The 15,508-nt window shown below is 74.5% G+C and carries 10 protein-coding genes and 1 pseudogene; 1 reads left to right on the top strand and 10 read right to left on the bottom strand.

Features of this window, described 5'->3' with window-relative positions:
- Positions 1-85 precede the first annotated feature (85 nt).
- From ACWEQL_RS23590 to ACWEQL_RS23565, 6 genes and pseudogenes are all read right to left on the bottom strand, one after another.
- Positions 86-2,407 (bottom strand): xanthine dehydrogenase family protein molybdopterin-binding subunit, encoded by a 2,322-nt coding sequence (locus ACWEQL_RS23590; RefSeq protein ID WP_452152275.1) that lies wholly within the window; start codon positions 2,405-2,407, stop codon positions 86-88.
- An 814-nt stretch (positions 2,408-3,221) separates the two neighbouring features.
- Positions 3,222-3,678: pseudogene (locus tag ACWEQL_RS23585) on the bottom strand ((2Fe-2S)-binding protein); the annotation flags it as partial.
- Between the two features lie 68 nt (positions 3,679-3,746).
- The gene (locus ACWEQL_RS23580) at positions 3,747-4,613 is read right to left on the bottom strand and encodes an FAD binding domain-containing protein (RefSeq protein ID WP_452152292.1); all 867 of its coding nucleotides are present in this window, start codon (positions 4,611-4,613) and stop codon (positions 3,747-3,749) included.
- 332 nt (positions 4,614-4,945) lie between these two features.
- The gene (locus ACWEQL_RS23575) at positions 4,946-6,556 is read right to left on the bottom strand and encodes a beta-N-acetylhexosaminidase (protein WP_452152274.1); all 1,611 of its coding nucleotides are present in this window, start codon (positions 6,554-6,556) and stop codon (positions 4,946-4,948) included.
- Between the two features lie 96 nt (positions 6,557-6,652).
- Positions 6,653-6,934 carry a DUF3039 domain-containing protein gene (locus ACWEQL_RS23570; RefSeq protein WP_452152273.1) on the bottom strand — a complete coding sequence of 94 codons (282 nt, stop codon included), beginning with the start codon at positions 6,932-6,934 and terminating at the stop codon, positions 6,653-6,655.
- Between the two features lie 63 nt (positions 6,935-6,997).
- Entirely contained in the window at positions 6,998-7,582 is a 585-nt protein-coding gene (locus ACWEQL_RS23565) for a YqgE/AlgH family protein (RefSeq protein WP_452152272.1), read from the bottom strand.
- Between the two features lie 327 nt (positions 7,583-7,909).
- Between ACWEQL_RS23565 and murA the strand changes: the two genes are divergently transcribed.
- A complete protein-coding gene (gene murA, locus ACWEQL_RS23560; protein ID WP_452152271.1) occupies positions 7,910-9,250 on the top strand; it encodes a UDP-N-acetylglucosamine 1-carboxyvinyltransferase in 1,341 nt (446 codons plus the stop codon).
- Positions 9,251-9,328: 78 nt separating this feature from the next.
- On the opposite strand, the gene ACWEQL_RS23555 is transcribed toward murA, so the two are convergent.
- The 4 genes from ACWEQL_RS23555 to ACWEQL_RS23540 all read right to left on the bottom strand — a co-directional run.
- Complete coding sequence (locus ACWEQL_RS23555; protein ID WP_030059737.1) at positions 9,329-9,610, bottom strand: HU family DNA-binding protein; 282 nt, start codon at positions 9,608-9,610, stop codon at positions 9,329-9,331.
- Positions 9,611-10,204: 594 nt separating this feature from the next.
- A complete protein-coding gene (locus tag ACWEQL_RS23550; protein WP_452152270.1) occupies positions 10,205-11,677 on the bottom strand; it encodes a malic enzyme-like NAD(P)-binding protein in 1,473 nt (490 codons plus the stop codon).
- 405 nt (positions 11,678-12,082) lie between these two features.
- Entirely contained in the window at positions 12,083-14,389 is a 2,307-nt protein-coding gene (locus ACWEQL_RS23545) for a HelD family protein (RefSeq protein WP_452152269.1), read from the bottom strand.
- Between the two features lie 77 nt (positions 14,390-14,466).
- Positions 14,467-15,508, bottom strand: a 1,042-nt coding sequence (locus tag ACWEQL_RS23540; RefSeq protein ID WP_452152268.1) for a uroporphyrinogen-III synthase, incomplete at its 5' end; no start/stop codon positions are given.

Below are 15,508 nucleotides of genomic sequence, written 5' to 3'. Positions count from 1 at the left end.
CGCGAACGGAATGACCCCTCGCCTCGGGAACGACGAACGGGCGGGAGCGATGCGCTCCCGCCCGTTCTCCCGCCCGGGGGCGGGGTCAGGCGGTGATGGCGTCCTCGGGGCGGATGGGGAGGCGGCCGACGGGGAGGGCGGTGGCGGCGCGGACGGCGGCGGCGACGGCGGCGGGGGCGACCACCGCGGGGGCCGCGCTGACCGCCTTGGCGCCGAAGGTGGCGACCACGTCGCGCTCCTCCAGCAGCGCGGCGATCCGCACCTCGGGGGTGTCCAGGGAGGTCGGCAGGCGGTAGCCGGTCAGCGAGGGGTTGACCAGCACGCCGCCGTCGGTGCGCAGGTCCTCCAGCAGGGCCAGGCCCACGCCCTGGGCCACGCCGGCCTCGATGCGGTCCTCGATCTGGCGCGGGTTGAGCGCCCGGCCCACGTCCTGGGCGACGGTCACGTCGACCACCCGGACGGCGCCGAGCTCGATGTCCACGTCCACCACGGCGCGCATCGCGCAGAACGCGATGGAGACGAAGGCGTCGCCCTGCCCGGCCTCGTCCAGCGGCTCGGTCGGGTGCGGACGGCACTGGGCGGTGGCCCAGAGCTCCTTGCCCTCCAGCGCCTCGGCGACCGGCATCCCGAGCACCCCGTCGTAGGAGGTGATCTTGCCGTCGGAGATCTGCAGCAGCTCCACCGACATCCCGAAGTTGGCGGCGATCGGCTGCAGCAGCTGGTGGCGGACCATCAGCGCGGCCCGCTCGACCGCGCCGCCGGACACCCAGGTGTGCCGGCCGCGGGCGGAGGGCCCGGCGATCGACTGGTCGCTGTCCACCGGGGCGATGTAGACCTCGCTGACGCCCAGCACGCTCTGCACGATCTGCCGGGCCAGGGTCGCGAAGCCCTGACCGGAGTCGACGGCCGCGCAGATGACCGTGGCGTGGTCGCCGCTGACCCGGACGGTCGCGGTGGAGACCTCGTCCTCGCCCTCGGCGCCGAGCATGTGCACCATGCCGACCGCGTAGCCGATGCCGCGCCGCACCGCCGCCGGGTCGCCGGCCCCGCCCGGGCCGCCGGGCAGCAGCCAGTCGGCGTCCGGGTCGTCCACCGGCAGCGCGGGCAGCGGCTCGTCGGCGACCGCGTCCAGCAGGGCGGCCACCGGGGCCGGGCAGGTGACGGCCTGTCCGGTGGGCATCGGGTCGCCGGTGGCCAGCGCGTTGCGGCGGCGGATCTCCACCGGGTCCAGGCCGACCCGGGCGGCCAGCTGGTCGAGCTGCGACTCGTACGCGAAGCAGGCCTGCAGGGCGCCCTCGCCGCGCATCCGGCCGGCGGGCGGGTTGTTGGTGCGCACCGCCCAGGCGTCGACGAAGACGTTGGGGCAGACGTACGGGCCGACCGAGAAGGCGGTGGCGGCGGCCAGCGCCTCGGCGGAGACGTCCGCGTAGGCGCCGCCGTCCAGCAGGATCTGCGCCTCGACCTTGACCAGCCGGCCCTCGGCGTCGGCGTGGTGGCGGTAGCGCAGCAGCGCCGGGTGGCGGGAGGTGTGGGTCTGGAAGGACTCCTCGCGGGTGAGGGTCATCTTCACCGGACGGCCGGTGCGCAGCGCCAGCAGGGCCAGGGTGACCTGGAAGGAGAGGTCCTCGCGGTCGGAGGTGGCGCCGGGCACGCCGGTGACCACCAGCCGGACCCGGTCGGGCTCCAGGCCGAGGCAGGAGGCGGTGCGGTCGCGGTCGCCGTGCGGGTCGGTGGAGGACAGGTGCAGTTCCACGCCGCCGTCCGGGCGGGGCACGGCGAGGCCGGCCTCGGCGCCGAGCGGCGCCGGGTCCTGGCGGCCGACCTGGTAGAGGCCCTCGACGACGACCTCGCCGACGGCCTCCGGGTCCCCGGTGCGCAGCGGCAGGTGGCGGAAGAGGTTGCCGTCCGGGTGCAGCGGGGGCGCGGTGAAGGCCTGCTCGGGGTCGGTGACCGGCTCCAGCAGCTCGTACTCGACCTCGATCAGGCCGACGGCGAGCCGGGCGGTGTCGGGGTGGTCGGCGGCGACGGCGGCCACCGGTTCGCCGTGGTGGCGGACCTCGCCTGCGGCCAGGACGGGCCGGTCGGCGACGATCGGGCCGGCCGGGGCGCCGTCGGGGGTGCCGTCCGGACCGGGCGGCAGGTCGGCGGCGGTGACGACGGCGTGCACGCCGGGCAGGGCGAGGGCGGCGGAGGTGTCGATGGCCACGATCCGGGCCCGCGGGTACGGGGAGCGCAGCACCGCGCCCCAGAGCAGGCCCTCGGCCCACAGGTCGGCGGCGTACGGGTAGATGCCGAGCGCCTTGGGCAGGGCGTCGCTGCGCAGGGGCGAGCTGCCGAGTCCGTACGGCTCCGGCGGGGTGCCGTCCGGCTGCTGGTTCGACGGGGCGAGGTCGGTCGGCGAGGTCATGATGCGTGGTCGTCCTCGGGGAGCCGGATGCCGTGGGCGGGGGTGGCGCCGTACGGGACGCCGGCCGGGGCGGTGCCGTCGGCCGGGACGCCGTGCGGGGGTGTGGGGACGTACGGCGTGCCGTGCGCGGGCGTGCCGTCGAAGGTGTGGCCCTCGAAGACCTGCGGGTCGAAGGCGGTGCCGTGGGCGGGGGTGGGCTCGTAGACCGGGCCGTCGTACGCGGCGGCGGCGTCGTAGCCGGGCTGCGGGTAGCCGCCGTCCTGGTAGCCGGGGACGTAGGTGCCGTGCGCCGGGGTGGTCTGCGGGTAGTACCCCTGCTGCTCCGGGTAGTACGCCTGCTCGGGTCCGGGCTGCCCGGGGACGCCCTGCCCCGGAATGCCCTGCCCCGGGATCCCCTGGGCCGGAATGCCCTGCACCGGGATCCCCTGGGCCGGGATGCCCTGCCCCGGCATCCCGTGCTGCGCCGGGACGTCCTGGACGGGCGCGAGCAGGGCGGTGTCCAGCAGCGCGGAGGTGTCGTAGACCCCGGTGTCGTAGCCGCCCTGGCCGTCCGGGGTGCCGTACTGCATGCCGACGCCGACCCCGGTGCCGGCGGTGGTGTCCGGGTCCTGCGCGACGGGCCGTGACGACTGCGGCGGCTGCGGGACGTGCTCGATCCAGGCGTCCTCGTACACCGGCAGCTCACCGGTCGCGGAGGGGTCGGCCCCCGGCTGCGGGGCGGGGACGGGCGCCGGCGCGTCCCCCGCCGCGGCCGCGGTGGCGCCGTCGGCGGCCTCCTCCTCGGCCTCCTCGGCCTCCAGGGCCCGCGCGTCGGCGACGCTCTGGACGGCGGCCAGCACCCCGCGGTAGCCGGTGCAGCGGCAGAGGTTGCCGCAGAGCGCCTGGCGGGCCTCGACCTCGCTGGGCCGGTGGTTGCGCTGCAGCAGGTCGTGGACGGCCATCGCCATGCCGGGCGTGCAGTAGCCGCACTGCACGGCGCCGCAGTCGGCCAGGGCCTGCTGGACGTCGCTGGCGGCGCCGCCGGCGGACAGGCCCTCGACGGTGTTGATCTCGCTGTCGGCGGCCAGCGCGGCGGGCACCAGGCAGCCGGCCACCAGCTGGCCGTCCACCTGCACCGAGCAGGCGCCGCACTCGCCCTGCTCGCAGCCGTCCTTGGCGCCGGCCAGGCCGAGCCGCTCGCGCAGCACGTACAGCAGGCTCTCGCCGATCCACGCGTCGGCGACCGGCCGCTCGAAGCCGTTGACGCGCAGCGTGTACGAGGCGGTGGGGCGCAGTTCGCGGGTGACCTGGGGGGCGTGGTCGAACAGGCCCGTGTCCAGTGTCTCGATGGGGTCCGTGCTCACTTCAGCGCCCTTCCCAGTGCCCGACGGGCCAGCACCGCTACGGTACGCCGCAGCCGGACGGCGGCCGCGCTCGGCCCCTCGGTCACGGCCTCCCAGGCGCCCTCGGCCCCGTAGTTGTCGGGTACGCAGGCGGCGGCCACGTACTCGCCGAAGGCCGCGGTGGCCGCGGGGTCGATCTCCCGCGAGCCGTCCCAGTCGATGCAGCCGGCCACCCAGGCCTCGGCCTCCAGCGGGCGCAGCGGCACCGGGGCGACGGCGCCGACGGCGCAGCGCACGGCGCGCCGGGCGGGGTCGAGCACCAGGGCGACGGAGGCGGTGGCGCGGGCCGGGCCGCTGCGGCCGGTGGCCTTGAGGAAGACCTGCGGGGCGTGCAGCAGCGGGACCCTCACCCAGGTGAGGAGTTCGCCGGGCCGCAGCGGGTCGAGGCCGGTGAGCAGGTGGCTGACCGGGACCTCGCGGGTGGAGCCGGAGCGGGCCAGGGTGACGCTGGCCTCCAGCGCGGCGAGCACCGGGAGGGTGTCGCCGGTGGGGGCGGCGGAGGCGATGTTGCCGCCGAGGGTGCCGACGTTGCGCACCTGCGGGGGTCCGGCGGTGCGGGCGGCGTCGGCGAGGGCGGGGATGAGCGCGGCGAAGTCGGGCCGGTCCATCCGGGCGTGGGTGAGGCCCGCGCCGAGGACGGCGGTGCCGCCGTCCTCGTAGCGCCAGCCGCGCAGTTCGGTGATCCGGCCGAGGCCGATGAGGGCGGCGGGGCGCAGTCGGCCGGCGTTGACGGCCTCCATGAGGTCGGTGGCCCCGGCCACCGGTACCGCGGCCGGGGTGGCGCCCAGCGCGTCGACGGCCTCGTCGAGGGAGGCCGGCAGCATGATCGTCCGGTTCACCTGGGTCCCACCGTGCTCCACTTGCTCATCGATCGCCTGCCGCCCGCGGCCCTGGGCCGAGGTGTCCGCGTCGGCAGCCCGGCCTGGCCCGTAGGGTACGGGCGATCGGGCCGGGTTGGGCAACTCTGGCACACAATGCTCGATGATCATTTCGGGGTCGGCGAACAGGGCTGCCCGATTGGTGCGGATACCGGGCGGTATCTGCTCCGATTCGGGTCGGACCGGAGCGGATGTTCATCTGTTCTTGACGTCCGGCGATCGCCCGGAAGTTCCCGCCGGCCACCCGGGGCGCGCACGCGGCACGCCCCGGGCACGCCTCAGACCAGCGGCGGTGCGCCCTCGATCGGCCGTCCGACGACCCCGGGGCGGCGCTGCCACGGGTGCGGGCCGTCGAGCGGCCGGTACTCCACGCCGAGCGCGTCCAGGACGGCCAGGTGGCCCTCCAGCCGGCGTTCGAACCCGGCGTAGTCCCGCTCCGCGGGGTCGGCCGGCAGCGCGGACCAGGCGACCTCGCAGAAGGCGGCGAGCCGGGGGAAGGCCCGGTAGTCGACGTCCCGGGCGCTGTCCATGAACTCGGTCCACAGGTTGGCCTGGGTGCCGATGACGTGCCGGGCGGCCGCCTCGTCCAGTTGCGCGGGCACCGGCTCGAAGCGGTACACGTCCTCCAGGGTGCGCACGAAGCCGACCGGGATCGGCTCGTCCTCGCCGGCGGCCTGCCGGTGGTCCAGGTAGACGTGCTGCTCGGGGCACATCACCACGTCGTGGCCGGCCCGCGCGGCGGCGATCCCGCCGCCGTAGCCGCGCCAGGAGGAGACCGCGGCCCCGGACGCGAGCCCGCCCTCCAGGATCTCGTCCCAGCCGATCAGCCGGCGCCCGCGCGCGGTGAGCCAGCGGTCGAAGTGCCGGATCACGTGGCTCTGCAGCTCGTCCTCGTTGGCCAGGCCCAGCTCGGTGATCCGCGCCTGGGCGGCCGGGCTGTCCTTCCACTGCTCCTTGGGGCACTCGTCGCCGCCGAGGTGGACGAACTCGGAGGGGAAGATCTCCAGGACCTCCTCCAGGACGCCCTCGTAGAAGCGCAGCGTCTGCTCGGAGGCGTTCAGCACGTTGCCGCTGACGCCCCAGTCGGTCCAGACGCCGAGCGCGGAGGTGTCCACCACGTCGGCGTTGCCGAGCTCGGGGTAGGCGGCGATGGCGGCCTGGTTGTGGCCGGGCAGGTCGATCTCCGGGACGACGGTGACGGACCGCTCGGCGGCGTACGCGACGATCTCGCGCAGGTCGTCCTGGGTGTAGTAGCCGCCGTGCGGGCGGTCGTCGCGGCGGCCGGCGGAGCGGTAGCCGACCATCGAGCGCTCGCGCCAGGCGCCGACCTCGGTGAGCCGGGGGTAGCGCTTGATCTCCACCCGCCAGCCCTGGTCGTCGGTCAGGTGCAGGTGCAGCACGTTGAGCTTGTGCGCGGCCAGCAGGTCGACGAAGCGCAGCACGTCCGACTTGGGCAGGAAGTGCCGGGCGACGTCCAGCAGGGCGCCGCGCCAGCCGAAGCGGGGGGCGTCCTCGATGTCGACGCCGGGCAGCACCCAGCCGGCGCGGCGCACCGGCGCGCGGCGGTGGGCGTCCGGGCCGAGCAGCTGCCGCAGCGTCTGGGCGGCCCAGAGCGCGCCCGCCGGGCCGCCCGCGGTGACGACGGCGCGGCCGGGGCGCACCGAGATCCGGTACGCCTCCCCGGCCAGCGCCCCGTCGTGGACCAGCTCGATGCCCTCCCCGGACGTGCCGGGGGCGAGCGGGAGCCCGGTCGCCGCGCTCAGCGCGCCGCGCAGCCACCGTCCGGCGTCGGCCAGGGCCGGGGCGGCGGTGAGGGTGGTGGAGTGGTCGAGGGGGAAGTCCTCGCCCGGGAGGCGGACGAGGGCCTGGGGTGCCGGAATGAGGTGCATCCCGTCATCCTGCCCCCGGCCCCGACCACTGGCATAGACCAATCCGGCAAAGGATCGCCATGCAAAACGGCCGGGCGGGCCGCTGCGCGGGCCGTCCTACTTGTCGCCGTCCTTGCCGCCGTCCTGGGGCTTGCCGATGCCGTCGTAGATCTCCTTGCACATCGGACAGACCGGGTACTTCTTCGGGTCGCGCCCGGGCACCCAGACCTTGCCGCAGAGCGCCACCACGGGGGATCCGGAGAGCGCGCTCTCCATGATCTTGTCCTTCTGGACGTAGTGCGCGAAGCGCTCGTGGTCGCCGTCCCCGTTGGACACCTGCGGGACGGGCTCGACCAGGGTGCCGGTGCCGAGGCCGCGCTCGGGCTCAAGAGTGCTCATGGGTGCCAAGTCTATGGGGGCCCCGGGAAACCGGGCCAGTGTCGCCGTGGCGGCCCTCGCACATCAGTTCAGCGTGGGGTCGTCGGGGTAGGTGGCCAGCAGCGCGAGCGGGGAGCGCTGGCGGCGCAGCACCGCCCGCCACAGCCGCTCCGGCTCGGGGCTGGAGATGTCGCCGGGCTCACAGTCGACCAGGTACCAGGCCCCGCTGTCGATCTCGCTCTCCAGCTGCCCGGGCGACCAGCCCGCGTACCCGGCGAAGATCCGCAGCCCGCCCAGCTCGCCGGCCAGCACCTCGGGCGGCGCCTCCAGGTCCACCAGGCCGATCGCCCCGTGCACCCGCCGCCAGCCCAGCGGCTCCGCGGTGCCCTGCTCCCCCGGCGCGACGGCCAGGCCGAGCGCCGAGTCCAGCGCCACCGGCCCGCCCTGGAACACCACGGACGGCTGCCCGACCAGGACGCCCCAGCCGTCGAGTACGCTACCGACCTCCACCGGCGTCGGCCGGTTGAGGACGACTCCGAGCGCCCCCTCGGCGTCGTGGTCGAGGAGGAGCACCACCGCCCGGGCGAAGTTCGGGTCGGTGAGCACGGGGGTCGCGACGAGCAATCGGCCGGTGTGGGACCGGCCGCCGTGCGAATGGGCCGCGGTCATGCCTCACATGATCCCGCAGATCCACCGGCGGCGGACAACTCGACGCGGCGGCCGCCCTCCGCGCCACCACGGCACCCGGGGCCGCCACGCCGCACGAACACCCGTACGGGCGTATCGGCGGGCGCGACTCCACCCGGAGGGAGCACCATCACGGGAGAGGCGAGAAGGAACCGACCGCACGCCTATTACCATCTACTGATGGTGGACGCCCTCATGCGGTGTTGACTCGGTCACGCCCGGGCCCGAACGCGCCCGTACGACCGGCCACCGCCCGGCTCAGAACGAGCCCCACCCACCACCCTTCCAGCACCCCGGATTGCGAGAACGATGACCGACGACGTCCTGCTGGTCCACGGCGGAAACCCGCTCGAAGGCGAGATCCGCGTCCGCGGTGCGAAGAACCTGGTCCCCAAGGCCATGGTCGCGGCCCTCCTCGGGCAGGGCCCCAGCAGACTGCGCAACGTTCCGGACATCCGTGACGTCAAGGTGGTCCGCGGACTGCTGCAGCTGCACGGCGTCACCGTGCGCACCGGCGACGAGGAGGGCGAGCTGATCCTCGACCCCTCGCACGTCGAGAGCGCCAACGTCGCCGACATCGACGCGCACGCGGGCTCCTCGCGGATCCCGATCCTCTTCTGCGGCCCGCTGCTGCACCGCCTCGGCCACGCCTTCATCCCCGGCCTCGGCGGCTGCGACATCGGCGGCCGCCCGGTCGACTTCCACTTCGAGGTGCTGCGCCAGTTCGGCGCCACCATCGAGAAGCACCCCCAGGGCACCTACCTGGTCGCCCCGCAGCGCCTGCGCGGCACCAGGATCGAGCTGCCCTACCCGTCGGTCGGCGCGACCGAGCAGGTGCTGCTCACCGCCGTCCTCGCCGAGGGCGTCACCGAGCTGCGCAACGCGGCCATCGAGCCGGAGATCGTCGACCTGATCTGCGTGCTGCAGAAGATGGGCGCGATCATCTCGATGGGCACCGACCGGACCATCCTGATCACCGGTGTGGACGAGCTCGGCGGCTACACCCACCGCGCGCTGCCGGACCGCCTGGAGTCCGCCTCCTGGGCCTGCGCGGCGCTGGCCACCAAGGGCGACATCTACGTCCGCGGCGCCCGCCAGCTGGAGCTGATGACCTTCCTCAACACCTTCCGGAAGGTCGGCGGCGCCTTCGAGGTGGACGACGAGGGCATCCGTTTCTGGCACCCGGGCGGCGAGCTCAAGGCGATCGCCCTGGAGACCGACGTCCACCCCGGCTTCCAGACCGACTGGCAGCAGCCGCTGGTCGTCGCGCTGACCCAGGCCACCGGCCTGTCCATCGTCCACGAGACGGTGTACGAGTCGCGGCTGGGCTTCACCGGCGCGCTGAACCAGATGGGCGCGCACATCCAGCTCTACCGCGAGTGCCTGGGCGCCACCCCGTGCCGCTTCGGCGCCCGCAACTTCCTGCACTCCGCGGTCGTCTCCGGCCCGTCCAAGCTGATCGGCTCCGAGCTGGTCATCCCGGACCTGCGCGGCGGCTTCTCGTACCTGATCGCGGCGCTGGCGGCCGAGGGCACCTCGACCGTGCACGGCATCGACCTGATCAACCGCGGCTACGAGAACTTCATGGACAAGCTGCGCGACCTCGGCGCCCACGTCGAGCTGCCCAGCGGCCGGCTGGTCGACGCCTGACCGGTCCGCCACGGACACGGCGAGAGGCCGGGCCCCCCACGACGGGGAGCCCGGCCTCTCGGGCGTTCAAGGGGTGGTTCAGGCGCCCTTGGCGGCTTCCTTCAGCTTGGAGCCCGCGCTGACCTTGGCGCTGTAGCCGGCCGCGATCTGGATCGGCTCGCCGGTCTGCGGGTTGCGGGCGGTGCGGGCGGCGCGGTGGGTGCGCTCGAAGGTCAGGAAACCGGGGATGGTGACCTTCTCGTCGCCCTTGGCGACGACCTCGCCGACGATCTCGGCGAAGGCGGCCAGAACGGCGTCGGCGTCCTTGCGGGTCACCTCGGCGCGCTCGGACAGCGCGGCCACCAGCTCACTGCGGTTCATGTGTACTCCTGTGGTCTGTTCGCTTGCGGTGTGCGGGGGCCCCATCGGTCGTCCCCTCCGGGGGCCACCCGGCCGGGCCGCTGGTCCGCACACGGTGCTCATTCAGGCAATGCGTGGTCGCAGGCCGGGTTCGTACCCCGCCGCGCGCCGTGCCGTCGAAGGCCCGCCTGCCTGCCTGGATACGAATCCTGCCCCGACCGGCCCCGAGAAAGCCAATCGGGCCCCCGGCGGGCGGTGCCCGAACAACGCCCGCCCGCCGGAGGTGTGACGCTCCGTCGGCTCCGGCGGACCGGAGCGGGCGGCGGTCGGGACGACACGCCGGAAGGCGAGGGGGACGTTCCGTACTTGTCGGACACGCCTGCCCCGTGCAGGGCTACCGTACGCCCTAGCCACGACAAGCCCAAACACGCCCCTCGCCCTTGTGTCGCAAGGGTTCGGGGCAGGCGTGGCCGGGTATGGGCGCTAATCGGTCATTTGACCGGTACGTCCCCCCTCCCGCGGCACACCGGCCGACACGCCGTCAGCGCTTGACGGCGTCCGCCCGCCGTGTGCCGGGGGCTCACGACGGGCGGACGGGGAATCGCCGGAGGCGCCCTACAGGCTGACGGCGGGGAAGGAGGCGGTGTCGAGCGTGCCGACGATGCCCGGGGTCGGACGGGACGGGGCCGGCGCGTCCTGGGCGGCGGCCAGCGCGGCCTCGCGCACGGCGGCGGCGACGGTCTTGGCGACGTCCTTGTGGAAGACGCTGGGGATGATGTAGTTCGGGTTGCGCTCGTCGTCGCCGACGGTGGCGGCCAGCGCCCGGGCGGCGGCGATCATCATCTCGGTGTTGACGGTTCGGCTCTGCGCGTCCAGCAGGCCGCGGAAGACGCCGGGGAAGACCAGCACGTTGTTGATCTGGTTCGGGAAGTCGCTGCGGCCGGTGGCGACCACGGCGGCGGTCTGCCGGGCGATCGCCGGGTCGACCTCCGGGTCCGGGTTGGCCAGCGCGAAGACGATCGCGTCCTCGGCCATGGTGGCCAGGTCCTCGCCGTCCAGCACGTTCGGGGCCGAGACGCCGATGAACACGTCGGCGTCCGCCACGGCCTCCTTGAGGCTGCCGGTGCGGCCCGAGCGGTTGGTGTGCTCGGCGATCCAGCGCAGCGAGTCGTTGAGGTCGTCACGGCCCAGGTGGACCACGCCCCGGACGTCGGCGACGGTGGCGTGCTCGACGCCGGCCGCCAGCAGCAGCTTGAGGATCGCGGTGCCCGCGGCGCCGGCGCCCGACATCACCACCCGGATGTCGCCGATCTCCTTGCCGACCACCTTGAGCGCGTTGGTGAGCGCGGCGAGCACCACGATCGCGGTGCCGTGCTGGTCGTCGTGGAAGACCGGGATGTCCAGCGCCTCGCGCAGCCGGGCCTCGATCTCGAAGCAGCGCGGTGCGGAGATGTCCTCCAGGTTGATGCCGGCGAAGCCGGGGGCGATCGCCTTGACGATGGCGACGATCTCGTCGGTGTCCTGGGTGTCCAGGCAGATCGGCCAGGCGTCGATGCCGGCGAAGCGCTTGAACAGGGCCGCCTTGCCCTCCATGACCGGCAGCGCGGCGGCCGGGCCGATGTTGCCCAGGCCCAGCACCGCGGAGCCGTCGGTGACCACGGCGACGCTGTTGCGCTTGATGGTGAGGCGGCGGGCGTCCTCGGGGTTCTCGGCGATCGCCATGCAGACCCGGGCGACGCCCGGGGTGTAGATCATGCTCAGGTCGTCACGGTTGCGGATCGGCAGCTTGGACGACATCTCGATCTTGCCGCCGAGGTGCATCAGGAAGGTGCGGTCCGAGACCTTGCCGATCGCCACGCCGTCGATCGCGCGCAGCTTCTCGACGATCTCCTCACCGTGCGCCACCGAGGAGGCGGCGACGGTCACGTCGATCCGCAGCGCCTCCAGGCCGGAGGCGGTGACGTCCAGGCCGGTGACCGAACCGCCGGAGGACTCCACGGCGGTGGTGATCGCGCTCACGGCGTTGCCCCGGGCCGGGACCTCCAGCCGCACCGTGATCGAGTTCGAGACACTGGGCACCGTCGCCATCGACGTCCTTCTTCCGGTCCACTGAGAGTGTTACGAGGGTCTGGCATGCCAAGTGCCTCAACAGTTTGTTGAAGCCCCTGCGCAGCGCATGCTAGACCTCGATCGTCGCACCTACCAAGGGGTAGCCAGAAATAACGTTCATTGAGTGTGCGGACCCCACAACCCGCGAGATCCTCCGGCAGGCTTTCTTGCCCCTGCGGGCCGATGCGTTACATTGGACAAGGCACCGGCTCGATCCAAGCCCCCGGGCCCAACCTTCGTCCCTTCGAGGGACCACTTGCCGCGAGGCGAGCATGGCGGGTCGGTGTCATAAGCGTCATGAAGGCCCCTCACCACCGAGTGGTGAGGGGCCTTTCACGTGTCCGGCGGGGGCCCGGCCGCACGGCGGCCGGGCCCGACGCGCCGTCAGCCGTGCAGCAGCGCGGGCACCCCGTCCGCGTCCGGCAGGTCGTCCGGGCCGGACAGCACGGTCAGCCGCTGGGTGGCCCGGGTCAGCGCCACGTACAGCACCCGCAGGCCCGCCTCGGACTCGCCGGCGATGCCGGTCGGATCGGCCACCACCGTCGCGTCGTACTCCAGGCCCTTGGCCTCCAGGCTGCCCAGCGCCACCGCGCGCCCGCCCAGGCCCTCGATCCAACCGGCCGCCTCGGCCCGGCGGTCCATCGGGACCACGACCGCCACGGTGCCGTCCACCTCCGCCAGCAGCCGCTCCAGCTCGGCCCGCGCGGCCGCGCCGAACTCCTGCGGCGACGGGTCGGCGACGGCGGCGAACCGCGGCTCCACGCCGACGTGGCGCACCGCGCTCGGCGAGGGCGTGCCCGGCGCGGCCAGCGCCAGCACCTTGGCGGCCACCTCGGCGATCTCCGCCGGGTTGCGGTAGTTCACGGTCAGCGTGTGGCGGCGGCGCGGCTTGCCGGCCAGCACCTCGTCCAGCGCGGCCTGCGCCTCCTGCGGGAACGGCCAGGAGGACTGCGCCGGGTCGCCGACGATGGTCCAGGTCGCGGTCCGGGCCCGGCGGCCGATCATGCGCCACTGCATCGGGGTGAGGTCCTGCGCCTCGTCCACGATGATGTGCGCGTACTCGGTGCGCTCCACCGGCACCCTGTCCCGCTGCCGGGAGTGGCGGTCGGCGAAGGTGGTGACCTCGTCCAGGCCGCTCAGCAGGTCCACCGCGTCCACCTCGCGGACCTTGGGGCGGGCCGGCTCGCCGAGCAGCACCTGGAGCTCGTCGACCAGCGCCACGTCGTGCGCCGACAGCGGGCCCTCGCCGCGCTCGGACAGCCCCCGCCAGGAGCCGGCCAGCACCCGGGCCTCCTCCGGGGTGACCGCGCGGCGGGCGATCCGGTTGGTGTGCCGGGTCTGCTTGAGGGTGCCGAGCACCCGGCGCGGGGTGAGCGCCGGCCACCAGGCGTCCAGGAAGTCCAGGAACGGCGCCTCGTCGGAGACGTACTCGTCGAAGGACTCCTTCTCGTCCTGGCGCTGCTCCCGCTCGGAGTGGCTGGCCGGGCGCGGCAGGTGCCGGGTGACCTCCTGCCACAGGGCGTCCAGCAGCAGCCGGCGGGCGCGCGGGCGCAGCAGGTTCAGCGGGGTGCCGCCGGAGCCGATGACGTTGCCGCGCACCGTCTTCAGCCGGCCCGCGTCCAGCCGCAGCACCTCGCCGCGGGCGACCACCTTGAGCTCCTGCGGGGCGCCGATCTCCAGCGCCGCCCGGGCCGCCCGGCGCAGCAGCTGGACCATCCGGCCCGAGCCCTTGATCCGGGCCGCCTGCGGGGTGTCGTAGGTGCCCGCCTCGATGCCGTCCACCAGCGAGCCGACGGCGCGGATCGCGACCTGGCCCTCCTCGCCCAGCGAGGGCAGCACGCCCTCGGTGTAGGAGACCAGCAGCGGGGTCGGGGAGACCACCAGGATGCCCCCGGCGTAGCGGCGGCGGTCCTGGTAGAGCAGGAAGGCGGCGCGGTGCAGGGCGACCGCGGTCTTGCCGGTGCCGGGGCCGCCGGTGACCAGGGTGGCACCGGCCGCGGCGGCGCGGATGACCTCGTCCTGCTCCTTCTGGATGGACGAGACGATGTCGCGCATCGAGTGGCTGCGGGCCCGGCCGAGCGAGGCCATCAGCGCGCCGTCGCCGACCACGGCCAGCTCCCGGCCGTCCAGGGTCGGGGCGAGGTCGGGGCGCATCAGGTCGTCCTCGACGCCGATGACCCGGCGGCCCTTGGAGCGGATGACCCGGCGGCGGATGACCCGGCCGGGCTCCAGCGGCGTGGAGCGGTAGAACGGCGCGGCGGCCGGGGCCCGCCAGTCGATCACCAGCGGGCCGTACTCGGCGTCCAGGACGCCGAGGCGGCCGATGTGCAGGGTCTCCGCGACGGCCGGGTCGGCGGGGTCGAGCGGGGTGTTCGAGGGGATGCCGTGCTCCTCGGGGGCGTCGGCCTGCTGGAGGTCGATGCGCCCGAAGAGGAAGTCCTCGAACTCGTTGTTGAGCCGCTGGAGGTGCGCGCCGGCCCGGTACACCTGGGCGTCGCGCTCGGCGAGCGCGCCGGGCGTACCGACCTGCACGCGCTTGGCGGCGTCCTCCAGGATGTACTCGGCCTCGGCGAGCTTCTCCTCCAGCCGGTGGTAGACGGTGTCGAGGTGGCGCTGTTCCCCGGCGATCTCGCGATCGCGGACGGTGTCGGAGTCGGCGGCGGGGGTGCGGGGGTCCGTGTTGCTGTGCATGGCCTCGGTGGTTGCGGCGGTGTCCTGGGAATCGGGCGGACGGAAGATCCTACGCCGATGACCCACCCGCGCGCCCGCTACATTCCGTCCATCCCGTACTTCTCCACCGTCTCCGGCGCCGGGTCGGCCGCCAGCCGGTAGCCGCGCTTGACCACGGTGGCGATCAGCCCGGGCGCCCCGAGGGAGGCCCGCAGCCGCGCCATGGCGCTCTCCACGGCGTGCTCGTCGGCCCCGCTGCCGGGCAGCGCGCGCAGCAGTTCGGCGCGCGGCACCACCCAGCCGGGGCGGCGGGCCAGCGCCCTCAGCAGGGCCATCCCGGCGGGCGGTACGGGCCGCAGCTCGCCGTCCACCAAGGCGGCCTGGCCGCGCAGCTCCAGCCGGTGGCCGGCCACCGCGAGGGCCCGGGTGCGGACCGGGAGCTCGGCGGCCAGGGTCTGCACCATGGCGCCGAGCCGCATCCGCTCGGGCCAGACGGTGGGCACGTCCAGGTCCTCCAGCGGGGCGGCGGTGATCGGGCCGACGCAGACCGGCAGGACGTCCCGGCGCAGCGCGTGCAGCAGGGCGTCGGTCAGTCCGCGCTCGGCGGCCCGGTCGAGCAGGCCGAGGGCGGCCGGGGCGCTGGTGAAGGTGACCGCGTCCAGGGCGCCCGAGCAGCAGGCGTCCAGCAGCCGGTCCAGTGGGGCGAGGTCGGTGGGCGGCAGCCAGCGGTAGACCGGCACCTCGACCACCTCGGCGCCGGCGGCGCGCAGCGAGTCGGTGAAGTCGCGCAGCGGGGCACCGTGCTGCTGGACGGCGATCCGGCGGCCCTCCACGCCCTGGTCGAGCAGCCGTTCCAGCACCTCCACGGAGGACTCGGAGCGGGCGGACCACTCCTCGCGCAGTCCGGCGGCACGGATGGCGCCCTTGGCCTTGGGGCCGCGGGCGAGCAGGGAGGCCCTGCCGAGGCAGGCGGTGAGGTGGTCGCCGAGTCCCCAGCCCTCGGCGGCCTCGATCCAGCCGCGGAAGCCGATGCCGGTGGTGGCGACGGCGAAGATGTCGGCCATCGCCAGGATCTGCCCCGCGTCCTTGGGGTAGATCACGGCGGCGCCGCGCGGCATGGACAGGACGTAGTCGGGGAGC

It is taken from the genome of Kitasatospora sp. NPDC004240, from assembly GCF_053603215.1.
The sequence above is the reverse complement of the archived record's forward strand: the minus strand, read 5'-3'. Positions and strand labels throughout refer to the sequence as shown.